The following is a 24366-nucleotide window of genomic DNA, read 5'->3' as shown; positions in this document are numbered from 1 at the left end:
GAAAGGTCGGTCACCTCCCACACCACCGATCCGGGCAAGCCCAGCAGACCGGAGACTCCGTATCAAGCCCGACTGTGACCGACGGCGTCCAACGGATTCGGAACGGCGATCAGGTCAAGGTACAAGCGACACTGAGCTTGACGCTCCATCACTGGCCCACTGCCGCTCCGTGGCGAGTCGACAGCGTACGAGGTGATCAGAACCGGGGTGTGCTGGACCGGCATTTAGAGGTACGGGCATCAGACAAAATAGGAGGGCATCTTCGAACCGCAAGGGAAGGCCGCATGACCTCGAACTCGGCACCCCGGCACCATGGTCGTCTCGAACTTACCTGGACCGACAAGGATAAAACTCTCCTGTCGACCGGGGACGGGAGATACGACTACACGTTTGTCAACCCGTCGGACTACCGCGTGTCCGAGGTTCGGCTTCTCCACGAGGTAGGTCGTGTCGAGGCACCGACCCCTGAGGAACGCCCTGAAAGGTTGCCCCGGCCTACCGATGACAACCTTCTGATCAGCGGCGACGCGATGCATGTCCTGGACGCTCTGGCCAAGATCCCGGCGTATGCCGAGAGGTATCTCGGCAAGGTGAAACTGGTCTACATCGACCCGCCCTTCAACACCGGTCAGGCGTTCACTCACTACGAGGACAATATCGGCCACTCCATCTGGCTCACCCTGCTTCGAGACAGGATCCGCCAGATCAGACCGCTGCTCGCCGAGGATGGATCCGTTTGGGTGCACCTCGACCATATGGAGTCACACAGGTGCCGCATCGTTCTCGATGAGGAAATGGGCGAGAACAACTTCGTCGCCGAGGTCGCCTGGCAGAAGGCGGACTCTCCCCGGAACGACACGAAGCTGCTGTCGACCTCTCAGGACGTGATCCTGGTCTACCGGAAGAGCGAGGCCTGGACCCCAAACCGGATGCCCCGGCTGGCTGCCTCGAACACGAGCCGTTACCAGTCACGGGACGGCGACCCTGTGCCATGGCGTGACGGGGATGCGACCGCTGGCAAGGCCGCTACGAACCACCCGATGGTGTACGCCATCCAACACCCGGTCACCGGCGGTTTGATGTATCCGACACCTGGCCGCTGCTGGGGTAAGGCCCAGTCATGGATGCTGGAGCAGATGTCGGAGTACGCCCCCTATGAACTGCTGGACATCGGCGACGAGGTGGCGCGCGCGCGAATCTGCGGGACGACGGCGGACAAGGTCAAACCAGGCGTCCCAGCAATCATGCTGGCAGTTCCCTTGGAAGAGGCGGCTGCTCTGGCGAAGGCCCGCTACGAGGCTGGGAGTTGGCCCGAGCTCGTGATGCTCGACCTGTATAAGGAGCGTATCCAGCGTAAGAAGCATCTGGAGGACAACGGTCGTGTCCCTGAGACGCTCTGGCTAGGTAAGGAGGTCGGCGGAAACCTGCGCGGCAAGAACGAGGTCAGAGATCTGTTCCCCGATGAACATCCGTTCGCGACGCCGAAGCCGGAAGCTCTGCTGGCGCGCATCATCCATATAGCGTCGAACCCCGGCGATATTGTCCTTGACTGCTTTGCCGGTTCCGGCACCACCGCGGCGGTTGCTCACAAGATGAGCCGGCGCTGGGTGACTAGCGAACTCCAGGCCGACACGGTGGCCCGATATGCGCTACCGAGGCTGGCCAAGGTCGTCAACGGTCAGGACCCCGGAGGCGTCACCACCGTCACGGAGCGGGTCCCTGCGACAGATGATGAGGGCGGTCAAGGAAGTCTTCCTGCGGGGATGACGCCGGAGGAGGCGCAAGAGTTCAACCGGTTGCTCGCAAAGGTCGCCAAGGTTGCCGAGCCGGAGATCGACGACACCACGATCAAGGCCTTGAAGGCGGCTAGCAGGACGAAGAATGTTACGACCATCAACTGGCACGGCGGAGGTGGTTTCACACATCTGCAGGTTGGCGAGTCGATGTTCGTAGAAATGCAGGAGATGGTCCTCCTGGCAGACTGGGCCACGCAGGGGGCACTGGCGGAGGCGATGTGTGCTCAGCTGTCCGTTCCGTACAATCCAGAGGGGATCTTCGCAGGAAAACAAGGTCGCGTTCGCTACATCGTGATCGACGGCATGGTCGGCGAGGGAACGGTCGCGGCTATCCTCGATCGTCTGGCCGAGGGCGAAGCCGTGGAGGTCTGGGCGACCCAGATCGAAGATGGGGCAGCGGAGGCCCTCAAAGCAGCGCGCAGGGGGTCACGGCTCGAGCTGATCCCGGATAAAGTTCTTGATAATTACCGTCGCAAATCGGCTCGCAGGTCGCCATTCGGTGCTGGTCGCCTCGTCCCGGCTCCGGTGGTTGAGGTCGTTGACGATGGGGAAGCCGCAGCCTCCGTGGGTTAGGAAGGAACGCCTGATGGGTGAGTTGCAGTTTCAGCCCGACCTGCTGGCCGAAGTTGCCCACCGGCTCGACCTTCGCATGCCGAACCGGAAGGCTATCGAGTCGGTAGTGCTGCGCACTTCCGAGCACTACGACGTGCAGGGCAAGACCGAGCCATTCGAGTGCATCGTCGACTCGGCCACAGGCGTTGGCAAGACGTACGTGATGGCTGGTCTCATGGAGTACTTGGCCGGTGCTGAAGCGCCCGCCCGGAACTTCCTCCTGCTGACCCCCGGGCGGACCATCCGCGACAAGTCGATCCGCAACTTCACGCCGGGCAACCCCAAATCTTTGCGGCCCTTGCTCCGCTCCAACCCGGTCGTCATCACCGCCGACGACTTCAACACCCAGGCGGCCCGGATCGCGATGGACGACCCGGCACAGACGAAGCTGTACATCTTCACTGTCCAGGCACTCACCTCCGCCACAGGCGAGGGCCGTGCGACGCATGAGCCCCAGGAGAACCTGGGCATGTCGTTCTTCGATTACCTTGCCGGACTCGATGATCTCGTTATCCTCGCAGACGAGCATCACTGCTACCGAGGGCCAGCGTTCTCCCGCACGATTCGCGACCTGAAGCCCGAACTCGTGGTCGGCATGACCGCTACCCCCGTGAGGGCCGACGAGTCCATGGTCGCCTACCGATACCCGCTCGCCGCCGCCATCGCCGACAAGCTGGTGAAAACCCCGGTGATGGTCGGCCGTCGCGATGACCGCTCCGACGTGCAGACAAAGCTTCTCGATGGTGTCAACCTGCTGCGATACAAGGCGCAGGCGGCGGAAGCCTACTGCGACGAAAGCGCTCGCCCGCTAGTGAACCCCGTCATGCTCGTCATCGCCCGAAGCATCGAGGAGGCGGAGGAGTTTCAAGGGATCCTCGACTCCACCACCTTCGACGGCGGCGCCTGGAGAGGCAAGACCCTGCTGGTCCACTCGAAACTGACCGGTGCGGACAAGGAGCAGGCACTGGCCGACCTGGAAGCAGTAGAAAACCCGGATTCCTCCGTTCGGGTCATCATTAGCGTTGGGATGCTCAAGGAAGGCTGGGACGTCAAAAGCGTCTACGTAATCGCGTCCATGCGTGCGTCGGTTTCAGAGGTCATGACCGAACAGACGCTCGGTCGCGGGATGCGTCTGCCCTATGGCAAGTACACGAACATCGAGATCCTGGACACGCTCGAGGTTCTCGCGCACGAGAAGTACAGCGACCTGCTGGCGAAGCGCAAGGTTCTCAACCAGGCGTTCATCGACTACGGAACCTACGCCGAGATCCGTAAGCTGGCAGACGGCAGAAGCGTAGTCCGCCAACAGGTCACGGAAACCGACGCCGAGATCATCGCGCCGCCGGGTCGTGAGCACGACACAAGGGATGATCTTGTTGGTGCGCGGATCCAGTCCAGCAGCGAGCCTTCCGGGAGCTTCCTGTTGGATGGAGGAACGCAGCCCGCTTCAGCCGATGGGCTGGCCGGGGTCGTGGATGTGGAGACACGGACCCAACAAGCCGAAGATGCGGCAAAGAAGACCTCCCAGGTGCACCGCTACGATCCGCTTCCTGACCGGGAACAGATTCACATCCCCGACCTGATCTCCGTTCCCCTGCCGGCAGTGGTCAGCCTCAACGACATCGATGATCTCGGTCCATTTACACAGCTCGGCCGTACGCTCACCACGGATTTCTCCGATGAGCTAAGGCGAACGAAGATCGTCGCTAAGCATGACGGCCGTAAGGCTGTCGTGACGACGGAAGCAACTACGGACAGGCTGGCCGCCGCGCTTCCATTGGACATCCCATTGGAGGCTTCGCGTACCGCTCTCGTCAAAAGAGTGATGTCCGTCAAGGGCGTGCAGAACCGGCCGTTGGAGTTGGGAGCAGCGCAACAGATCGTAGAGAAGGTCATCGACGCGATGGGGAACCAGGCGCAAGAAACCCTTTCGGCCTTCTTCGACCGCTGCGGACAGCGGCTCGCCGCCGAAGTTACGAGGACGCTCCGCGACATCAGCAGGCCTCAGGTCGGCTATGAAGACGAGGTGAAGCTAGTAGCCCTCAGTAACACCCGTGAGACCCGTAAAATGCAGACCGCGGGGCATGCCGATGGCTCCTTCGACAAGGCGCTAGCCTTCAACGGCTGGAGCAAGAACCTCTACAGCCACGCGTGGTTTGACTCCGAGCCAGAGTTCAAGGTGGCCAACGCCATCGAGGCGGGGAAGGACATCGTTGTGTGGGCCCGGCTCCACATCAACGACGTTCCCATCACCTGGACCTCGGAAGGGCAGCGCTATAACCCTGACCTTGTCGTCATTGAACAGAAGGACGGCAAAAGATACGGCTGGCTGGTCGAGGTCAAGGCTGACAAGGACATGACCTCGGCAGAGGTTGTGGCGAAGCGGCGTGCTGCACGCAAGTGGGCACGGACAGCTAACTCCGCGCAAGAGGTCGATGCCACGTGGAGCTACCTTCTGGTCGGCGAACAGGACATCGAGGACGCCCAGGGCTCCTGGGAGCATTTGAAAGGCTTCGGTCAGTAACGCGCCGTTGCGTTGAAGCAGTCTGCCGCGCGGCTTCCGGTGCTCGGGCCTTGGCGGCCCTGCGCTCCGGGTCCGCTTGCCACCGGATGGCTGTGGTTGCCCGCCGCACCCGGCGCGGGATATCTGCAGGATGACGACAGCGACGAGCATAGGATTGTGTAGTGATGGGCTTTACCGATGTGACCGAGTCCAACGTGGAAGGAGTATCGCGCTATGGATCCGGAAGAGTTGGAGTCTCGGCTTAGAACGATGCTTGCCGAGGCAGGCCTGGCGTGGGTGCTCCAACAGGTCGATGATGCAATCTCTGCCGGTCATGCTGAAGTGGTAACCGTCAAATCTCGACGACGTCGCACACGACGAACTACTGGACACACAGGTTCGATCTTCGATGTCCCCGATGAAACCCCTCTTCGCGCTTACGAGGAGCGTGGGTCGTACCAGGTGGAGAAGTTTTCTGGCATCGACATGTCAAAGGCTCAGATCTCCACCAGCCCCCTATCGGCGTCAGACCGAGTCCGTGTTCTGTTGGAGGCAATCCAAAGGCTCCTCGTTGACCTTCCCCGGGTGCACCGGGAACAGGTAAAGCTGCTTCACGCGCCCGAAATAGATGCGCCCTTGGTCGAGGGTATCGAGTTTCGTCGCGACGAAGGAGCGCCTGCCGTGTCAGACGACCTCACAGTACTAAGTGATCAACTCATTGTCGGCTTCGCTGGCGAAGACCTGGACGAATCGGTGCTTCGTGTACTTGAACTACTCGGCGAAGAGGTGGGCCATGGCTGACATCAATGATCTACTCCGGGAGCTCAACGGATACCTGTCCGGAGTAACAACGTCGTACGGATCTTCCTCCGCGCCGTGGGACGTTTATGAAGGGTACATATTCGCCCTCATCGTAGCCGAAGCGCTGGATTGTGGGGGCACGGTGCGTTACGAGACTGTGCAGGGACAGCGCACGACGCGACTGGTCTTCCGTACGAATCCAGGCCAAATTTACTCCACTACGCACGCGTATACACACGCGGTGATCACGTTTGGTCAGGTAGCGCCGCCCCTGGAGGTACATATAGGTGTTCAAGTTCAGGGCAACTCGGGCGTAGTTCACGAGTGCGATGTCCTCGTCCTCGAGAAGGATGAAGCCGACCTTTGCCGCAGCGGACGCGTTGCACCACGGTCAAAGAGTTGCGCACTGGCGATGGAATGCAAGTTCTATACCACGAGCCACCTGAGCCTGGGGCTTGCACGCGGATTCCAGGGGCTTGTCTCCGACTTAGCGTCAAACGCTAGGCCCACCTTCGTGGCGAACATTTCAACCCCATCCGTAAGGCGGTACTTTGGCCATAAGAACAGACATTGGGAAGACGAAGCTGTTCCAGGCAGTAGGTCAATCCCGAACCTACGCTCGAAGATCCGTGATGCGTTCAAGTTCTATCTCAGCAAGTACGACCCGAGATTTCCTATCTGACCGCTTATAGAATCCGCTATGGGAGCAGGGATCGACCCTGAAACCGTCGTTGCATCACTGACGATCTTGCGGATGTCGGAATTTTTAGTCCAGGTCAAGGAGTATGCGAGAGCTCTGCTCCTGCCTAGAGTGCGGTACCACCCAGGTCATCCGGTCTGCATCGGTCGCGGCTGCCATCGTCATTTGTTTGCAAGCAGATTTATGACACCGCGGCGCGATATGCAGGGATGATCAAGCAAGCGATACAAGCCACACTAGGCATTTAAGCAGGTCAACACAGGTTTTCGAGTTATTCCACCCTCGCTCTCCGAAAGCGGGATGCCGCAGGTTCGAAGCCTGCCAGGGGCACCAGGTTCGACCTGATAGAAGAAGCCCTTGACCAGCGGAAACGCCAGTCGAGGGCTTCGTTATGTGTCCGGGCGTGTACGGCCGTCACCGATCATCTGCGGCCGGTTCTTGCCATGCCTTCCCACAGCGGCCGATGCGTTGGGTACCCACGCGGAGCGGCAGGCAGCCGAGAGAACGCGCGGACGGCTGAAGCCTGGTCAGGCACTTCCCTCAGAGACACGACTGATGCAGCAGTACGAGCTCGGACACGCCAGGCGCTCGGGGTGCTGCGCAGCGAGGGGCTGAATCACAGTCAAGCATGAAGACTCTTACGTACGCCCACAGGTGCCTGTTGAACGAGTAGCCGTAGAGCCCGCAGCGGAGGTAACCGCTCGCATGCCTTCGCCTGAGGTGCGGAAAGAGCTAGGCATCCCCGAGGGGTCCCGGTGTTCGTCCTCAAGCAGTTCTCGAAGCGTAGCCGTATCCTGCCGGCTGACCGCACAACCCTCGTCTGGAGCGTCGGCGAGAATTCCTAGCTCCGACGCTGACGTAGAGACGGCAGCCAAGCGGATAGGTTGGCTGGGGCCAGGTATTGCAGTCCCTTCCGTCCGGTCTGGTCTAAATGCTGCCTGATTCCGCACCTTTTCACATCTCGTCTGATGCTCGCCCCACGGTCTCGTTGTACGAAGCACAACGAACCGTGTACTAGACCGATGGACTCTAACGGCCAGCCTGGCTACACTGTTTACCGTTAGGATGCGCTTAGCTATATGGATTGGGTGGCCTCATGGCTGACTCCGAAAAGCTCAATGACTCAAATCGAAATAAGGCAATCGAGGATTTTCGAAAGGCACAGTCGGCCTCCGTTCTTGAAGTCGCCGATCAAGGTTTGCTAACGCTGGCAAATCTTGTGGAAGGCGGAGCAATCGATATATCTCCGAACTTCCAGCGCCGCGATAGATGGAATGCAGAAAAACAGTCTCTGCTGATCGAGTCATTCCTTTCAAATATACCCGTGCCACCGGTCTTTTTGGCCGAAGATTCCGCTATGCCAGGCACTTATGCGGTCATCGATGGCAAGCAACGGCTAACGTCAATCGCCTTATTCTTCCAAGACGAACTCGTCCTTCGCGGGCTCGAGCGACAGCCACTACTAAACGGCCTCAGGTACAGTCAGCTTCCAATTGAGATACGCAATGCACTTGGCATGAAGTCTCTTCGAACAACCACACTTCTCCGCCAATCTGATCCAGATCTGAAGCATGAAGTATTCTTGCGCCTCAACACAGGTGGCGAGATTCTCAACACTCAGGAGATCCGCAATGTGGCTTACAGAGGTCCGCTGAACGACCTGGTTTACGAGCTTGGAGAGAATGAATTTCTTAGGAAGCAGTTTAAGGTTGTGCCCCCAGGCTCTCCAGGGTATCGGCAGATGGTCGATGCCGAATATGTCCTGAGATTTCTCGCTCTCGTCAATTCATGGAAGTCATTTCGCGGGGATCTGCGAGGCGCCTTGGATGATTTTATGTCCAGCAATAGGTTCACAACCTCCGAGAAGATAGAGTCATACAAGCAACAGTTCAATAGCTGCATTATTGCAGCCGAGGCGATCTGGCGAGAGAGAGCATTCAAGAGACCTGGGAGAGATCAAGCGCTTGCAGGACTCTATGATGCACAGATGATTGCTCTCCACGAGATTGGCCAAGCTAACCACGAGGTTCTCGTCAGGAGAAGGTCTGAAGTAGTACGCGCCGCCGATGCCCTCTTCAACAAACCATCCTTCGACGAAGCAGTTAGGATCGGGACCAACACCCCAGGTCGGCTGTATTCTAGGGTAACCGAGATGTCCCGACGCTTGAACCAGCTTCTGGAAGGTGCATCGTGAGCGGTGATGCCCGGCGGGAGTTTTTGAGCGGAGTTGGGGCACTACAGAAATCTCTAGGTACGCCACTAGTGAGCGGAAACGATGCAGTCGGAGAATTCCTTCGCCGAGGGCTTGCTATCGTCAGCTATAACTTGCTCGAGGCATTTATTTCGAGCCGACTTATTGAAATCGCAGATCACATCAATAGCGGCATTGCCCATTTTTCCGATCTACCCGAAAACTTGCAAAGGGCATCTGCGCTGGATTTGCTTAGCGTAGCTAATTCGAAAGCTAGACGGGCCAGGATGGACGTCCAGGCGGCCGTGGCATTCGCTGCCTCAGTAGGCGCGAGTCTAGCGGCCAACTCCGGCCCAATTCGTCTTTCGCCGTTGATGTGGGAATGGGAAGGGAGCAACATGAATGCGGAAGACGTTCAGCGAACTCTCCGCTTATTTCATGTTGAGAAGCCGTGGGAGACGATCAGAGAGGTCGCTCGTCGTACCGGATTTCATATACCTGACCCGAGGCTCACTTTAGTGGGGTTGCTGCGCGAAAGGAATCTGAGTGCACACAGCTCCTCGTATCAAGTCTCCAATCTCTGGATCAGAGCTGTCCCCAACCAGCTGCAGACACTCGGAATGAGTATCGATATCCTGATCTCGATATCCGCCAATCAGATAAATCTGGCAAATTCCTCATTCTTTGGCGACGACAAATGGATGACACCAGGCAGGATCTCATTCAGGTTTGCGAGAGAGCGCGCGGCAACGTGGGCTGAGATTCTCGAAGGAAAGAGCAGGGCGGCACATGTCGGTCCGGACAGGGAACTCGTCATAAAGAATGCAATTCTTGCTTCGAAAGGCAAGCTCGAAGTAGTGATTGTGCAGAATACATCTATGCAAGTTATCGACTGGATTTACCCGGATCTTCCATAGAACTGCACGGCTCCTGGTAGCTGGCCACGATCGACCATGAGTCTCGTGGTGAGGCGCTCCTCCCACCCGCGTACCGGTTGAGGGTTCAACGGCGCGCAGGCTCGATCGAACGGAAACCCTTGCAGGCCTCACATGGTCTCAACGTCTGCACTGGCAGCACAGGTAAGCACCGCCACTGTCGAGCCACGCTGAACGGCTCAACGCGCCAGCGCCCCTTCCCCACAGCTGTCACGCTCGTCGACCTTCAGAGAACTGACCGATCGACCAATCTGTCGCTCGCCGCGATCATTCCCAATGCGTTTCCCAAACTCAAGTAGGAGAAGATCTCGGACGTATTCGTCCAGGTCACCGGCTACTTTGAGGTTCATGGCTAACCTGACTCCTAAAGCGATGCGTCGCATCAACTGACACTTCAGACCAATCCCGACGATTCGGTTGCTGCGGTGAGTGGAGCGCAGTCCAATGGCCTTAACGCCCTGGTCCGAAGCTTGATCGTCGCACCCTAAGGAGTCACGTATGACCCGGGAGCAAGTGGAACAGGCCTTACGCCGAGCCGAGCAACTCACCGATCAAGCCAGGCCCGGTCTCGACCGGGCGATCGCGCTCATGGCGCAGAACGTCTGGACCGGCCCGGCCGCACAACGCTTCGCCGACGAACTGACCGCTCAGCGCCAAGCCCTCATCGGGGCTTGCGCAGGCGTGGTCGACGAACTCCGGGCGTTGTTAGCCCGCACGCCGGCCGACAGCCCCGGCTAACCCATGGGCCAGTTGGAGGGCATGGTCCCTGAGGGAGTCCGCAGCCTGAAGGACGCGCTGCGCCAGGCCGAATCATCGCTGGACTCCATCGGTGGGGAGTTGTGGAACTTGCTACGTGGGGCTTGGCTGTCGACCGGCTCAGCCGACACGATCCGTCGAGTGGCGGCGTGGGCTGGAACCCAGGGGCCTGAGATCAATAAGCGGTTGCTGCTTCTGGAGCGTATGGAGTTGGACAAGCCGGAGCTGTTCGGCGCGGGCAAGCCGCCGATCTCGGTCGACGACTCTGTATTCGCTCCCGGAGCGGTTCTGCCCACAACAGGAGATTTTTGGGATCGCGTCGGCCAGCAGATTCAGGCCACCTTCGACCCGAACCTGAACTCCGGCGACTCGCTGACGGAGGCGGTCAAGGGCACGGTGGAGAGCGTGGCCGGCATGGGGAAGATGGTGGTCGACTACTCTCCCACTCGGGCAGTCGTCGACTTCATGGGCTGGCAACGCAGCGTCAATGACATGGCCCAAGGCCTGCTCTACGGCATCCAGAACCCGGCTGAGTTCGCCAAGTCGGCGCTGGACTGGGATACCTGGGCCTCCAATCCCGAGCGAGCATTCGGTCGCCTCATCCCGGACATCGTGGCAGCCATCACCACGGCCGGCTCCAGCGGCGCAGTCTCCGGAACCAAACAGGCCGTGGGTGCCCTGGCCAAGGCGGCGAAGAGCGTGATAAAGCCCACGCCGTCGGCCAAGCTCTCACACTACGGTGAGCGCTTCGAGCTCAAGGGGAAGGAGGCACCACCGCTGTTCCGGGGAGACGGCCGGACACTGGACAGAATCTTCGAGAACGGTATGACCGCACGCGACCCGGATATGAGCATCGAAGAGCATCTCTCCGGCGAGAACGGCCTGATCGCCGCCTCGAAGAGCAAGAACGTGGCCAGGGGGTTCGCCGTCGGGCACAAGGGATACATCTTTGAGATCGATGACCGCGGAAACGGCATGGAAGTAAAGTACGGCCCCGGCTTCAAACACCTCAGAGGCGAGCAGGAGGTCGTGTTCAAGCGGATCGATCCATCGCAGATCAGAGGAGCCTGGAAACCGGGCAAGTACGGAAGCGCTGACGACGTCTGGATTCCGAACCCCCACTACGTGCCGAGGTGAGCATGCACGACCTCGAGTTGGTCAACTTGGCGGACGAATCCCTTCTGCCCTGCCAGGTGACAACACAGACCGATGGCGAGACGTACGAGCTACGGCTGAATCGCGCAAGCGCTTCGCCGATCAGGGTTCACTCGTCGATCGACTTCGAAGACGCCTTGCGACACCTGAGAGCAGAACTGGAACAGCAGAACCTGCTGTTGCTCTGTAACAGGTACCGCCGCGATGCGTTCGTCTCCTCGATGTCACGTCAAATGAGTGAGGGCCTATCGTGCTACCTGGTCGTCGCCGGGGAACCCGTATCGCCAGAACTGCTCACCGACAGCCTCGGGCCCGCGCCCAGGAGCGATGTCGTCACCGCCGAGGAGGCGTCAAAGTTCATCAATGAATGGATCGCCAGCTTCGACGACTGACGAGTCTCTTCGGACAGGTCATCGGCTCTTGGTCGCTGTCATGCCGACACACGCCGCCACCAGGAAGCCACCAGCCGCGGATCTTGCTAACGCCGATGCTAACAACGCCCCTGGACACCGGCGTACGCCCCTGGAAGATGATCAGGCTGAAGAAGCCGCCGAGCAGGCACTTCCGACAGCGGTAGATCTCCGTGGACGATCTCGAACTGGCTACGGATCAGAAGGTTACGGGTTCGACTCCTGTCGGCCGCGCTCCAGCTCAAAGGCCCTCCGGGATCATCCCAGAGGGCCTTTTTCGTGCCCGTACAGCAGCGTTGTGCAGCAACACCCCCGAGGTCAACCGTCTGATTCGGTAGTCAGACGCTTGTTCAACCGGTCGAGCGCCTTGCGCGTCTAGGGGCTCGGGATCTGGGTGTAGACGTCCATGGTCATCGAGATCTGCGAGTGCAGCTCTCTTCCATCGCCCGGCTACTCGACGTCAGCCGCTCCGCTTGACTGTCGACGAATGCGTCCCCGCCGCACAACGGGCCGCCCGGCCGTCGAACGGCCAAGGGCGCGGGTCGAAGTGGAAGTGGAAGCTGGTTTCCTCGCTCAGACCCTGTTCGGCGGCTGGTGCCACGGTGATTTGCGGCACCCGTATCGGCGGATCCCCACCTGGTGGAAAGTGCTGCGGCGCTGCCGGGGAGGCCGAGATCGGCTTCCCCGGCAGCGTGCTAAAGGCAGGGGGTCAGTTCGGCGAGCCAGGGATAGGTGCGGGTCTCGTGCCCTCACCCGGTACTTCGATGGCCGGGCAGCTGACGCCCTCATCGGGGGTCTTGAGGTCGATGAGGAAGGCGTCGATCACGTCGTTGATGCACGTGCTCGGCCCGAATGCGACGGTGGACGGGTAGATGGTGTGCCCGAACCCTTCGTAGGTCACAAGGGACGCACCGCTCTGCTTGGCGGAGCTCTTGGACCACGCGTACACGCTCATGGGGTCATTGATGTTGCCGATCATGACCAGCGGCAGACCGTCCTTCACCTGCAGAGGCTTCTGGGGGTTGGTGGTCTTGCCCTGCCACCCCACACAGTCCAGTGCGCCGGCGGTGGCGTTGGGGTTCCACTCGATGTTGGGGTACCGCTTGGACAGCCGGGCGATGTGGCTCTTGAGCTCGGAGTAGTTCTTGATCTCGAAGGTCCAGTCCTGGCACCACATCGCCTGTCGCGGGTTGGTCATCACCTCGGGCAGCTTGGGCTGCTGCGGCGTGGTCGTCGTCGAAGGCGAGGGTGAAGGTGAAGACGAACTTGTGCCGTCGTACAGCGATTTGAAGATCCTGGCCAGGTCCTTCCAGTACTCCGGTCCGCTGACGGCCGAGGCTCTGCCGGTCAGCATGTCGAAGTCGACCTTCACACCAGTGGTCGGGTCCACCAGTTTCCCGCTCTTGGCACGCTCGCGGAGGACACCGTAGACCTTCCTGGCGTCCATTCCGTACAGGGCGCAGTCGGAGGTCTCGTCGCACCAGTCCGCCCACTGGACGAAGTTCTTCTCCATCGCCGCGGTCTGGCCATCCAAGAAGTCCCACGCGGTTCGCAGGCTGCGATCCACGTTGCCGTCAGCAACCAGGGCCCGCACGTGCTGGGGGAACTTCTCGGCGTACTGCTGGATCATGAGGGTTCCGTAGGAGTACCCCACCTGGGTGATCTTGTTCTCGCCCAGGGCGGTCCTGATGGCGTCGATGTCCCGGACGACGTGCAGGTTGTCGACGTGGTCGTACAGGGGGCCGGTGAGCTTGCGGCAGTTCTGGCTGAGCTTCTGGTTGATTCGTCTGAGGGCGGCGAAGTCGGCCGCGCTCCGGCCGGCCTGCCTTTTGGCCTCATCCGCTTGGGTGAGCAACTCCGTGGAGCACTTGACCGGGGTGCTGGTGTTGACGCCGCGCGGGTCGAAGCTGATCACGTCGAAGCGCTGGCTGACGGCCGAGGTGAACAGGTTCGGCTTCCGCTTGAGCTCGTCGACACCGGAGACTCCCGGGCCGCCCGGGTCCATGAGGATGGAGCCGATGCGGGCGCCCGGCTTGGTGGCCTTGCGGCGGGCCAGGCCGATCTCGATGGTCTGGCCGCGCGGCTTGGACCAGTCGAGCGGCACCTTGATGGTCGCACACTCGACCGCTCCCTCGGCGTCCTTGCAGGCATGCCAGTCGATCTTGCTCTTCGCGGCAGCGTGGGCCGGGACGGCGGTGCCCGCCGATGCCGCCAGCATCAACGCGGTGGCGAGAAGGGCGGTCAAGGGATCGGTGCGGGGTCTGGTCAAAGAATGACTTTCCCTGATTCGAGGCCACATAGGGAGTCCTTTCGTCTTTTGAGGAGGAGTTCGACGAACGGGGGCGGCATCATGCGCAGGTTGCGGGGGTGCTCACCCGTGATGCCGAGGACGGGGTACGGCGGCGGCGGGCGGCCGGCGTGGCGGGGGTCGTTCGTCATGACCCATGTTTCTAGCGAGCCGGCGGTTTCGGCACGGTATCGTCTTCCGGCATGTTCTGCCTGGTCACAGGGCATGCCGATGCCCGGCGCCGCACTGTTCGTCCGCGGCGCCGGGTGATGGTCGGGCGATGGGTTCAGACGGTTCTGAGTGCCTCCGTGGGCTGCATGCGGGCGGCACGCAGCGCCGGGAGAAGTCCCGCGAGGGCGCCGATGGCCATGGCCGCGCCGAGCCCGCCGGCCCAGGCGAGCGGCGGCACCACGGTGGCCCAGTCCTTGACATGGGCATAGACCGCGGTGGCCGCCACTCCGATGGTCACTCCGGCGGCCCCGCCGAGCGTGGCGAGCAGGATCGCCTCGGACAGGAACTGCAGCCGTATGTGTCCCTTGGTGGCGCCGAGCGCGCGCCTGAGCCCGATCTCCGACCGGCGTTCGAGTACGGAGATGACCATGGTATTGGCCACTCCGATGCCGCCCACGAGCAGGGCGACGGCGCCGAGGCCGAGGAACAGGCCGTCGAGCGCCGACTGTGCCGCGGCGCGGGCCACCAGGGCGGCCGAGGGCCGGCTGACGCTGACCTCGCCGGGGCTGTGCGGGTTGGCCGTGGCAGCGAGGACCTTCTGCACGTCGCTCACCTGGTCGGTCTGGGTGCGCACGTACACCGTGGAGGGGTGGCCGTCGAAGTTCAGGTACTTCTGCGCGGCCGGGTAACCGACCAGCACCGAGGAGTCGATCTCGGGGGTCAAGGCGGCGGGCTGGAGTATTCCGGCGAGGTAGAACCACTGGCCGCCGACCCAGATGCGGGCGTCCGGGTGGATCCAGGCGATGCCCAGGCGGGCGGCGGCGTCCGAGCCGAGCACCGCGACCGGTTGCGCGGCGGTGGCGGCGTTGAGGTAGCGGCCTTGGGCGACAGTGGTGCGTACGGCCGCGGGCAGGTTCAGGCTCGCGGCGTGGACAGTGATCGAGTTGGTGTTGAAGCTGGGGATGTGCGGGCTGCGATAGGCGTTCGCCTCGACCTTGCCGGTGTGCTCGACGATGTCGACCGGGCCGATCCTCGCGATCATCGCCGGGGCGTCCATGGGCAGCTTGGCGTCGGCGCCGCCCATGGTCTGGCCGGGGGTGACGGTCAGGAGGTTGGTGCCCAGCTTGTCGATCTCGGCCAGCAGCCCGGCTTGTGAGGAGGCCGACAGGCCGAGCACCGCCACCATCGCGGCGACGCCGATGGCGATGCCAATGGCAGACAGGGCGGCACGCATGCGGCGAGAGAGCAGACCGACGCCCGCGATGCGCGCCAGGTCGGCCGAATGCAGCCGCCTGGGTGCTCCGGTGTGGTGAGGGCTCGTCATGGCCGCTCCCTTTCCGGGTCCGGCGGCTTCTGTGCCGGTTTCCGTGCCGGCCTCTCTGCGGGCTCCCGTGCCGGCTCCCGTATCGGCGACGATGCGGCCGTCGAGGACCTCGATGCGGCGGGGCAGGCGCGCGGCCAGTTCGCGGTCGTGGGTGATCACGAAGATGGTGGCACCCTCGGCGTTGAGCTCCTGCAACAGCGCGAAGATCGCGCTGCCGGAGACGCTGTCGAGGTTGCCGGTGGGCTCGTCGGCCAGCACGATGTCCGGGTTGCCGACCAGCGCACGCGCAATCGCCACGCGCTGCCGTTCACCACCCGACAGTTGCGGCGGCCGGTGGTGGAGGCGATGACCGAGCCCGACCCTCTCCAGGGCGTTCGCGGCGGCTCGCGTCCGCGCCCGGTGCCGGGCGCCCGAATACAGCATCCCGTCGGCCACGTTCTCCAGTGCGGTGGCGTGCTGGGCCAGGAAGAACTGCTGGAAGACGAACCCGATCCGGGAGGCGCGGAGCCCGGCCAGCGCCCGGTCGGGCATGCGGGCTACGTCGTCGCCCACGATGCGGACGGTTCCGGAGGTGGGCCGGTCCAGGGTGCCCATCACCTGCAACAGGGTCGACTTGCCCGAGCCGGACGGGCCCACGATGGCGACCAGTTCGCCGCGCCGTACCGTGAAGGTGGCCTCGGCGAGCGCCACCACCGGAGTGGCACCCGGATAGATCTTGGTCACCCGGTCGATCCGGAGCACCGGCTCGCCATCCTGCCGGTCGCCGAGCGGCCGTGGTGCCGCCTGAACGCCGGTCATGTGCCCGGTACCACGATGTTCTGGCCGGCTGTCAGGCCGTCACCGGCGACCTCGACCTTGCCGGCGCTGTCGTCGAACAACCCGGTCTTCACCGGTATCAGCCGATGTCCGCCGTCCGCCGCTACGACCTCGACCGCGTAGCCACCGCCGGCCAGCGCCAGCAGCGCGTTCACCGGCACCGACAGCACGTCCTCAACCGTGTCGGTCACGATGGACACCTGCACGGGCGCCTGGTCGAGCTGTCCCGTCACCCGCTGCTTGAGCGGTCTGATCCGAACGTCGACGGTGGTGCCGCTGTCCGCTTTGACGGCCACCTTGCCGACCGAGGAGACCACGCCGGGGGTGGTCCTGCCGTTGGGCAGCGTGATGGTCACCTTGTCGCCAGTCGCGACCTCGGACTGGCGGCTGGCGCTCAGCTCGACGGTGACCTCGCGGGCTGTCGACGACGTCCGCACTACCACGGAACCCGCTGCCGCCATGCCACCGGGGACCGCGATGATCTTGGTGATACGGATGCGCCCGGCGGGCACGAACACCGCCTGGCCCAGCGCCAGGTTGCCGGTCTCCGCCAGCCCCACCTTCTCCTGCAGTTCTTTGACGGCGTAATAGGTCTGCCGCCCGAAGTAGTCGGAGTCGGGGTCGATCTCGTCGTCGGTGGCGTATCCGAGATCCACCAGGGCGGTGTTCAGCTGCCGTACGTCGACGCCTTGCGTGCCCCAGGACAGGTCGCGGTAGACCGGGACCTCACCGCGCAGCAGCACCACCGGCTTGCCGTCCACCCGGTAGAGCACTCTGCCCTGGCCGATGACCTGGCCGACGGCGGGCAGTCCGGTCACGGTGCCCCCTGCCTTGTTGACCACCTGGTAGTCGCCCGCGTAGCCGAGCGTGCCGTTCTCCATCGTCCTGGCCGACAGCGTGCCCCTGGCCACCTGCGCCAGCGCCGTGGCGGCCGCGGGCCGGGCCGGCGTGTCCGCCGCCCTGCCTGCGAACGGGCCGGAAAGCGCGAACCACGCACCGGACGCGATCAACGCCCCGCCTGCGAGGGCCGCCACGAGCGGGCCCAGCCGGCGGCGGCCCTTCGCACTCGCCGTACCTGCGTCCACCGTTTGGGGGACACTCACGACATGCCGCCCTTCATCTCCCCCGGCTTCGGCATGTTCTGCGGCTGGTACTGCTTACAGGCCTGCTCCGCCTTCTCGAACTGCTCAGAGGCGGGATCCACGGTGCCGTTCTGCGGGAAGACGAATCCGCCGTTGTCGTCGGGGTCAGGGAAGCTCGGCACGCCGTTCTCCCGCATGCACTTGGCGTACTTGAGCTTGTCCGACACCGGCCAGGAGTCCTCGATCGCGGGCGGCTCGGCCGGGGCCGGTGGCTGGAACTGCTTGCAGCTCTTCTCAGCCGCCTTGAACTGCGGGGAATTGACCAACTCCGGCGAGAAGGCCGGCCCTTTCCCGGGTTTGGGATCGGGGAAGTCCGGCATGCCGTTGGCGCGCATGCACTTGGCGAACGCCAGCGCGTCCCCCTTGGAGTCGGTCGCGGCCTGGGACGCCGTGCCGCCCACCTGAGGCGCCACGGACGCCACGGTCCTGGCCGGACCCTCGCTGCCGGCGCAGGCCACGGCGCCCAACGCGACGCAGGCCAGCAGCCCGGCCAGCGCACCACCCCGCCGCACACGGTCTTTTCCGCGGATACCGGCATCGACCACGCTTCGCATATCGCTCTCCCTTACATCTGGGTTGGTTGCACGTTCCGACAGCCGCAAAGGGCACGCGTGCATGAGGGGATGCGACTGTTTGTAGGGGACCAGCGGTTTCGGCATGGTTTCACCGGCCGTTGACCTGCGGATGAAACGCTGCCGAAACCGGCGTTGGAAGATGCTGGCGGAGGTGGTGTTTCTTGAGCGGAGGGAGTCACGGGTGCGCGTGCTCGTGGTGGAGGACGACGAGGTGACCGCGCAGACGGTGGCCGTGGGGCTGCGCAGGGCCCAGATGGCCGTAGACGTGGCGCTCGACGGGCCCGGCGGGATGGAGCGCGCTCTGGTCAACGACTACGACGTGATCGTGCTCGACCGTGACCTGCCGGGAATGCACGGCGACGAGGTGTGCGCCCAGCTGCTCGCGGCCGGCTGCCGCAGCCGGGTGCTGATGCTGACCGCCGCGGCCACCACCGAGGACCTGGTCGACGGGCTCGGCCTGGGCGCCGACGACTACCTCACCAAGCCGTTCGACTTCCCCGCGCTGGTGGCGCGGATCGGCGCGCTGGCCCGCCGCGTGCATCCGGCTGTTCCCCCGGTGCTGCGTCACGGTGATCTCGCGCTCGACGCCGCGCGGCGCCGGGTCAGCCGGGGGGATCGGCCGCTGGGCCTGGCCCCGAAGGAGTTCGGCGTGCTGGAACTGCTGCTGGCCGCCAAGGGACGGGTGGTCTCCGCCGAGGAACTGCTCGAACGGGTCTGGGACGAAAGCGCCGACCCGTTCACGAACGCCGTCAAGATCACCGTCAGCAGACTCAGGGCCAAGCTCGGCGATCCACCGATCATCGAGACGGTGGCCAGACAGGGATACCGCATCTGATGGCATCCCCGTCGGCCGTCACACGGCTCGCCGGCCGCCTGGCCCGTCCGCACCTGCCCCGCCGTACCGTACGGCTACGGCTGACGCTCCTGTACGGAAGCCTGTTCCTGGCCTCCGGCACTGTCCTGCTGGCCATCACGTACGCGCTGATGCGGCACGCGGTCACCGGCCCCATGGTCAAGAACTTCACCCCCCTGCCCGGCGACGCCTCCGCGCCCTCACCGGGCAGGCCGCCCGGCAAGTCCCACACCGTGGAACTGCTCCCGGCCGAGCTGCAGCGGGCCCTGGAACACCAGAGGGCCGAGGCGCTGAACCAGCTCCTGATCAATTCCGGGATCGCGCTCGCCCTCATGTCGGTGATCTCGGTCGTGCTCGGCTGGATCGTCGCCGGACGAGTCCTGAGCAGACTCCGTACGATCATCGCCGCCGCCCAGGACATCTCCGCGACCGACCTGCACCGGCGCCTGGCCTTGGACGGGCCCGCCGACGAGCTCAAGACGCTCGGCGACACCATCGACGGCCTGCTGTCCCGGCTGGAGGCGTCCTTCCAGGCCCAGCGCCAGTTCGTCGCAAACGCCTCCCACGAGCTCCGCACCCCGCTGACCCGTCAGCGGGCACTCGGCCAGGTCGCCCTGTCCGACCCTATGGCCACCGTGCAGTCACTGCGGGAGGCGCACGAGCAGATCCTCACCGCAGGAGCCCACCAGGAACGTCTCATCGAGGCGTTGCTCACCCTGACACGCGGACACGCGGGCATCGAGGTCCGCCATGCCTTCGATCTGGCCCAGCTCACCCAGGAAGTCGTCCACGCCCGCCGCGCCGAAGCCCATCGGCGGGGCGTGACGATCCGCCCTTCCTTCGGCGCCGCCCTGGCAGCCGGCCACCGTCCCCTCGCCGAGCGCCTGGTCGCCAACCTGGTCGACAACGCGCTGTGCTACAACACCGCACCCGGCTGGGTGCAGGTGGAAACCGGCACCGACCACGGCCATGCCGTGCTCACGGTCAGCAACTCGGGTCCCGTGGTGGCCCCGGACGCCGTCGAACGCCTCTTCCAGCCCTTCCAACGCCTCGGGTCCGCCCGCACCGACCGCCCGGACGGCCTGGGCCTTGGCCTGTCCATCGTCCAAGCCATCGCCACCGCCCACGACGCCACCATCACGACGACACCCAGAGCCGGGGGCGGCCTGACGGTTGCTGTCACCTTCCCGCCCGTTCACTGCGCTTGGACGGGGAGGTGACCGTACCCGCGACCGTGGCGGCAGAGGCGGCCACGGCAGCCGCCCGGGCGTAGGGCCGGCGTCACGACGCAATGACGTCGGCGAGTTCGGTGCGCGAGGTGACACCTAGTTTGGGGTAGGCCCGGTAGAGGTGGTGACCGACCGTGCGCGGGCTGAGGAACAGCTGGGCGGCGATGTCCCGGTTGGGCAGGCCTTGTGCGGCAAGCCGGACGATCTGGAGTTCCTGCGGGGTGAGCAGGGCCAGCACGCCCGGTCCTTGTCGGGGCGTGATGGCCGCGCCGCCCGCGGTGAGCTCGTGGTAGGCGCGTTCGGCCCAGGGGTGGGCGCCGATTCGGTCGAAGGTCTCCAGCGCTGCCGCGTGCTGCTCGCGTGCCTCGGCTTTGCGGCGGTTACGGCGGAGCCACTCGCCGTACAGCAGGCGGGTCCGGGCGTGCTCGAAGCCGCGACTGTCGCGCTCGTGCAGGACCAGGGCGCGGGTGAAGGCGTGGTCGTCGGGACCGAGGAGGGCGCGGCAGCGGTGCAGGAGGGCCTCGATGGCCGGCTTGGGTGCCCGCCGGGCCACGTGCTCGAAGCGGGTCAGGGCATCGGTGGCCAGGTCGTGTCTGCCCAGGCGTACGGCGGCCTCGACCAGATCGGGCAGGCTGCGCTCGGCGGGGAGCTGGTGCCTGGCGGCGCCGTCGTACAGGACGAGCAGGTGCTCCAGCGCCTCCGCGGCCCGGCCGTGGCCGAGCTCCAGCAGGCCCAGCGCCCAGCGGGCCCGGTGCCCGCCGCCGCTGTCGTCGTCCAGCACGCGAGTGGCCCGCTCACGGCAGCCCTCCTCCTCGCCCTGGATGGCCAGCAGGTAGGCCTGCACGCCGAGGGCCTGGCCGGCCCAATGATGCTGGCCGGTGGCCTCGGCGATGTCCAGCGCTTCAGTGGCGCAGGTCATCGCATCGCGGTAGTGGCCGAGGAAGGTCTGGGTGATGGCCACGTAGTACAGGGCGAACGGCAGCACCCCCGCGCGGCCGGACGCGCGGCAGTCGGTCACCACCCGCGTGGCCAGGTCGAGCGCCTGTCGGTCCAGGCCGCTCATGAGGGCGATCGCGGTCATGATGAGCTGATCCCTGGGGTGGTGAATGCGCCCTTTGGCGGCCGAGGCGATCAGTTCGGCCAGCTCGGGGAGTGGTTCGGTGGCGGGTTCCAACGTCAGCGCGATGTGCCAGCGCTGCAGTTGCAGCGTCGGCCAGGCCGGGTCGTCCTCGCGCAGGCGAAGGCTGTCCAGCTGGGCGGCGGTGGTGGCTCTCAGCTCGCGGTCGGCGGAGAACCAGGTCGTGTACTGGGCGTCCATCAGCATGGCGACCGCCTGGGACGGGTCGCTGTCGGCCAGCCGGGCGGCCTCGGCGAGCTGGAGATTGTGCGCCTGGTGCAACAGGCCGAGCCCCGCTGCGGCGTTGGCGCGCACCCGCACCAGCGCCAGCCGGGTGCCGGGATCGCTCAGGTGGGGCATGGCACGCTCGGCCAAGGCCTGGGCGCGCGACAGCTCGCCCGCCTCCAGAGCCGCCTCGGCGGCACCGGCCAGCAGCGCCACCCGCTCGACGTGGTCCTCGGCCAGTTGCGCGGCGCGTTCGTAGGCGGCGGCCGCGGCCGCGTATCCCTTGCGTGCCGCCGCGAGTTGCGCGGTGCGGGCCAGTTCGGCGGAGACGCGGGCGTCGGGGCCGGTGGTGGCGGAGGCCAGGTGCCAGGCGCGCCGGTCGGGTTCGGTCACGGCATCGGCCAGCGCGTGGTGGGCGCGCAACCGCTGGTCGAGCGGGGCGCCCTGGTAGACGGCGGCGCGGACCAGCGGGTGGCGGAAACTGATGCGCTGGCCGGTCACACGGAGCAGTCCGGCCTGCTCGGCCGGTGGCAGGTGTTCGACGTCCGCGCCCAGCCGTTCGGCCGCGTGCAGCACGACGGCCAGGTCGCCGGTGTCGTCGGCTGCGGCGACCAGCATCAGTGCCCTGGTCGGTGGGGACAGGCGGGAGGCTTGGGCGTGGAAGGCGAGCTGCAGGCGGTTGGTGAGCGGCAGCACGCCGGTCGGCGGGGTGTCACGCAGGGCGGACGGCAGCTCGATCAGCGCCAGCGGGTTGCCACCCGCCTCGGCCAGGACGCGCCGCCGTATTTCTGGCTCCAGGTCGTGCCACCGCTGGTCCACCAGTGCCGCGGCGGCCTCGGGTGGCAGACCCTGCAGGTGCAGCTCGGGCAGTCCGGGGGTGAGGAAGGGTGCCTCGCCGGTGCGGACGCCGAACACCATGGCCACGCCCTCGGCGCCGAGCCGGCGGGTGGCGAACAGCAAGGCCTCGGCCGAAGGGCGGTCCAGCCATTGCGCGTCGTCGACGACGCAGAGCAGGGGAGCCCGTTCGGCGATCTCCGACAGCAGGGTCAGGACGGCCAGGCCCACCAGCATGCGGTCGGCCGGGTGCCCGGCTGCCAGGCCGAAGGCGCTCTCCAGTGCCTGTCGCTGAGGGCCGGGCAGCTTGGGCAGGTGTTCGGCCAGGATCGGGTGGAACAGCAGGTGCAGGCCGCTGAAGGACAGCTCGGCCTCCGACTCGATGCCCAGCCCGCGCAACACGAGCATGCCACCGCGGGAGGCGATCTCCTCCAGCAGCGCCGTCTTGCCGATGCCCGGCTCGCCACGGATCACCAGGGTGGCGCTGGTCCCGTCACGGGCGGAGTCGAGCAGTCCGGTGATGAGTTCCAGCTCCGGTTCTCTCCCATGCAGCACGGGTCACAGAGTATCCATTTAGATCGTCATGACTGATAACCGGTGAAACCTTCCGGCCCTTGGGTGGGACGGCCGGCACCATGCACAGTCCCGGGTGACTGATACCGGCACCGGTCGCGACGTGGGGGTTAAGTCATGCGAGCCGATTCGCGGTAATGGACCTGCGGCCTACCGTGATCGACATGCCGTACACGATCGCCATCAGCCCCCTCCCCTGGGTTTCCGTGGAGAAGGCCGCAGCCTGGCACGAGGTGGTGGCCGCCGCCACCGAGCACGACCTGCCCGGAGAGCAACCGCCGAGCCTCAAGCAGGTGCACGCCCAGCTCACTACCGGGGGGCTGGACAGCCGCCGTCTGCTCTGGCTGGCCACCGGGCCGGACGGCGCGGTAGAAGGGGTCGCCGGACTGCGGCTGTTCGACTCGCCGGGACGGGAGCATCTGAGCGAACTGGAACTGTACGTCCATCCCGACCGGCGCCGTCGCGGTGTGGGCTCGCAACTGCTGGCGCAGGCAGTCTTCGCCGCGCGAGTGGAGCAGCGCCGCAGCATGGTCGGCGTGGCCGCGGACGGCGGGCCGGGGGCGGCCTTGTGCGAAGCACACGGGTTCCGGCGCGTACTGACCTTCATCCACCTGCTGCTGGACGTGGCCGCGGCCGACACGAGGGCGGCGGACGTCGCACCGCCCGGCTATGCGCTGGTCGCCTGGACCGGGACCGTGCCCGACGACCTGGCCGGCGCCTTCGCCACCGCCAAGAACGCCATGAACGACATGCCCACCGGTGAAATGGACTACGGCGAGCAGCACTGGGACGTCGAGCGGGTCCGCGCCATGGCGCGGGTGCTGGCCGACCGCGGTGACATCCTGCTGACCGTGGCCGCGCTGCACGGGAACGTGATGGCTGGTTTCACCGAGATCGTGATTCGGGCCGGCGAGCAGCGGCGGGCGCTGCAGTACGACACCGCGGTGATGCCCGAGCACCGCGGGCACGGGCTCGGCATGTGGTTGAAGGCCGCGATGGTGCGGCGGCTGCGGGCCGAGCATCCCGCCATCACCGAGATCGAGACGGACAACGCCCAGGACAACGTCCACATGCTCGCCGTCAACCAGCACCTCGGCTTCCGCGAGCATCGCCGCAGCCACGAGTACCAACTGGACGTACAGGCAGGGACGGGATGACCGGCGAGAACCGGACCGCACCGCGCCGAACCGGATAGCGCCGGCCCCTCCGGCAGCCAGGACTACCTACAGCACGTCATCGCGCACTGTCCGGAGACGCTGCGGTGTCGTGTCAGCGGCCGTGTCAGGACGGCAACGGCCCGGTATCAAAGCGGTCGGCGATGGTGGCTGCCATAAGCGGTTCAGCCATGAGCGCCAGGCCGG

Annotated in this window: 17 protein-coding genes; 12 read left to right on the top strand and 5 right to left on the bottom strand. The window is 64.8% G+C overall.

Translation table 11 applies throughout. The annotated features are described in order from the left end of the window. Positions 1–284 precede the first annotated feature (284 nt). From ACIBQ1_RS30975 to ACIBQ1_RS30935, 9 genes are all read left to right on the top strand, one after another. Positions 285–2369 carry a site-specific DNA-methyltransferase gene (locus ACIBQ1_RS30975; protein WP_397282829.1) on the top strand — a complete coding sequence of 695 codons (2085 nt, stop codon included), beginning with the start codon at positions 285–287 and terminating at the stop codon, positions 2367–2369. 13 nt (positions 2370–2382) lie between these two features. After that, positions 2383–4932, top strand: coding sequence for a DEAD/DEAH box helicase (locus tag ACIBQ1_RS30970; RefSeq protein WP_397282828.1), 2550 nt, complete (start codon positions 2383–2385; stop codon positions 4930–4932). A gap of 213 nt (positions 4933–5145) precedes the next feature. Further along, on the top strand, positions 5146–5712 hold the full coding sequence (locus tag ACIBQ1_RS30965; protein WP_397282827.1) for a hypothetical protein: 567 nt from the start codon (positions 5146–5148) through the stop codon (positions 5710–5712). Further along, positions 5705–6394 carry a hypothetical protein gene (locus tag ACIBQ1_RS30960; RefSeq protein ID WP_397282826.1) on the top strand — a complete coding sequence of 230 codons (690 nt, stop codon included), beginning with the start codon at positions 5705–5707 and terminating at the stop codon, positions 6392–6394. The genes ACIBQ1_RS30965 and ACIBQ1_RS30960 overlap by 8 nt, the downstream gene beginning before the upstream one ends. 1114 nt (positions 6395–7508) lie before the next feature. Beyond that, positions 7509–8606 (top strand): DUF262 domain-containing protein, encoded by a 1098-nt coding sequence (locus ACIBQ1_RS30955; protein ID WP_397282825.1) that lies wholly within the window; start codon positions 7509–7511, stop codon positions 8604–8606. Continuing rightward, positions 8603–9520 (top strand): hypothetical protein, encoded by a 918-nt coding sequence (locus ACIBQ1_RS30950; RefSeq protein WP_397282824.1) that lies wholly within the window; start codon positions 8603–8605, stop codon positions 9518–9520. Before ACIBQ1_RS30955 ends, ACIBQ1_RS30950 begins: the two co-directional genes overlap by 4 nt. 516 nt (positions 9521–10036) lie before the next feature. After that, the gene (locus tag ACIBQ1_RS30945) at positions 10037–10276 is read left to right on the top strand and encodes a hypothetical protein (protein ID WP_397282823.1); all 240 of its coding nucleotides are present in this window, start codon (positions 10037–10039) and stop codon (positions 10274–10276) included. Positions 10277–10279: 3 nt separating this feature from the next. After that, a complete protein-coding gene (locus tag ACIBQ1_RS30940; protein ID WP_397282822.1) occupies positions 10280–11431 on the top strand; it encodes a hypothetical protein in 1152 nt (383 codons plus the stop codon). Between the two features lie 2 nt (positions 11432–11433). Beyond that, the gene (locus ACIBQ1_RS30935; RefSeq protein WP_397282821.1) at positions 11434–11841 is read left to right on the top strand and encodes a hypothetical protein; all 408 of its coding nucleotides are present in this window, start codon (positions 11434–11436) and stop codon (positions 11839–11841) included. 727 nt (positions 11842–12568) lie between these two features. Here ACIBQ1_RS30935 and ACIBQ1_RS30930 read toward each other — a convergent pair. The 4 genes from ACIBQ1_RS30930 to ACIBQ1_RS30915 form a co-directional block, all read right to left on the bottom strand. After that, positions 12569–14128 (bottom strand): alpha/beta hydrolase, encoded by a 1560-nt coding sequence (locus ACIBQ1_RS30930; protein ID WP_397282820.1) that lies wholly within the window; start codon positions 14126–14128, stop codon positions 12569–12571. A gap of 304 nt (positions 14129–14432) precedes the next feature. Next, the gene (locus ACIBQ1_RS30925) at positions 14433–16439 is read right to left on the bottom strand and encodes an ATP-binding cassette domain-containing protein (protein WP_397282819.1); all 2007 of its coding nucleotides are present in this window, start codon (positions 16437–16439) and stop codon (positions 14433–14435) included. Then, positions 16436–17560, bottom strand: a complete 1125-nt coding sequence (locus tag ACIBQ1_RS30920) for a peptidoglycan-binding protein (protein ID WP_397282818.1) — start codon at positions 17558–17560, stop codon at positions 16436–16438. The genes ACIBQ1_RS30925 and ACIBQ1_RS30920 overlap by 4 nt, the downstream gene beginning before the upstream one ends. Then, entirely contained in the window at positions 17557–18153 is a 597-nt protein-coding gene (locus tag ACIBQ1_RS30915; protein ID WP_397282817.1) for a hypothetical protein, read from the bottom strand. The genes ACIBQ1_RS30920 and ACIBQ1_RS30915 overlap by 4 nt, the downstream gene beginning before the upstream one ends. A 202-nt stretch (positions 18154–18355) precedes the next feature. Between ACIBQ1_RS30915 and ACIBQ1_RS30910 the strand changes: the two genes are divergently transcribed. Continuing rightward, positions 18356–19009, top strand: coding sequence for a response regulator transcription factor (locus ACIBQ1_RS30910; RefSeq protein WP_397282816.1), 654 nt, complete (start codon positions 18356–18358; stop codon positions 19007–19009). Next, on the top strand, positions 19009–20247 hold the full coding sequence (locus ACIBQ1_RS30905) for a sensor histidine kinase (RefSeq protein ID WP_397282815.1): 1239 nt from the start codon (positions 19009–19011) through the stop codon (positions 20245–20247). Before ACIBQ1_RS30910 ends, ACIBQ1_RS30905 begins: the two co-directional genes overlap by 1 nt. Positions 20248–20308: 61 nt before the next feature. Here the strand turns inward: ACIBQ1_RS30905 and ACIBQ1_RS30900 are convergent, their stop codons facing one another. Continuing rightward, positions 20309–22987 carry an ATP-binding protein gene (locus ACIBQ1_RS30900; RefSeq protein WP_397282814.1) on the bottom strand — a complete coding sequence of 893 codons (2679 nt, stop codon included), beginning with the start codon at positions 22985–22987 and terminating at the stop codon, positions 20309–20311. A gap of 182 nt (positions 22988–23169) precedes the next feature. On the opposite strand from ACIBQ1_RS30900, the gene ACIBQ1_RS30895 reads away from it, so the two are divergent. Further along, a complete protein-coding gene (locus ACIBQ1_RS30895; RefSeq protein ID WP_397282813.1) occupies positions 23170–24162 on the top strand; it encodes a GNAT family N-acetyltransferase in 993 nt (330 codons plus the stop codon). Positions 24163–24366 lie beyond the last annotated feature (204 nt).

Origin of the sequence: Nonomuraea sp. NPDC050153 (genome assembly GCF_044460125.1) — a bacterium.
GTDB lineage: Bacteria > Actinomycetota > Actinomycetes > Streptosporangiales > Streptosporangiaceae > Nonomuraea.
This window is presented reverse-complemented; position numbering and strand designations above follow the sequence as displayed.

Coding starts and splice junctions, on each gene's coding strand:
- ACIBQ1_RS30975 (WP_397282829.1), top strand. CDS start 285: ATGACCTCGAACTCGGCACCCCGGCACCATGGTCGTCTCGAACTTACC.
- ACIBQ1_RS30895 (WP_397282813.1), top strand. CDS start 23,170: ATGCCGTACACGATCGCCATCAGCCCCCTCCCCTGGGTTTCCGTGGAG.
- ACIBQ1_RS30955 (WP_397282825.1), top strand. CDS start 7,509: ATGGCTGACTCCGAAAAGCTCAATGACTCAAATCGAAATAAGGCAATC.
- ACIBQ1_RS30940 (WP_397282822.1), top strand. CDS start 10,280: ATGGGCCAGTTGGAGGGCATGGTCCCTGAGGGAGTCCGCAGCCTGAAG.
- ACIBQ1_RS30970 (WP_397282828.1), top strand. CDS start 2,383: ATGGGTGAGTTGCAGTTTCAGCCCGACCTGCTGGCCGAAGTTGCCCAC.
- ACIBQ1_RS30905 (WP_397282815.1), top strand. CDS start 19,009: ATGGCATCCCCGTCGGCCGTCACACGGCTCGCCGGCCGCCTGGCCCGT.
- ACIBQ1_RS30925 (WP_397282819.1), bottom strand. CDS start 16,439: ATGACCGGCGTTCAGGCGGCACCACGGCCGCTCGGCGACCGGCAGGAT.
- ACIBQ1_RS30915 (WP_397282817.1), bottom strand. CDS start 18,153: ATGCGAAGCGTGGTCGATGCCGGTATCCGCGGAAAAGACCGTGTGCGG.
- ACIBQ1_RS30945 (WP_397282823.1), top strand. CDS start 10,037: ATGACCCGGGAGCAAGTGGAACAGGCCTTACGCCGAGCCGAGCAACTC.
- ACIBQ1_RS30960 (WP_397282826.1), top strand. CDS start 5,705: ATGGCTGACATCAATGATCTACTCCGGGAGCTCAACGGATACCTGTCC.
- ACIBQ1_RS30935 (WP_397282821.1), top strand. CDS start 11,434: ATGCACGACCTCGAGTTGGTCAACTTGGCGGACGAATCCCTTCTGCCC.
- ACIBQ1_RS30965 (WP_397282827.1), top strand. CDS start 5,146: ATGGATCCGGAAGAGTTGGAGTCTCGGCTTAGAACGATGCTTGCCGAG.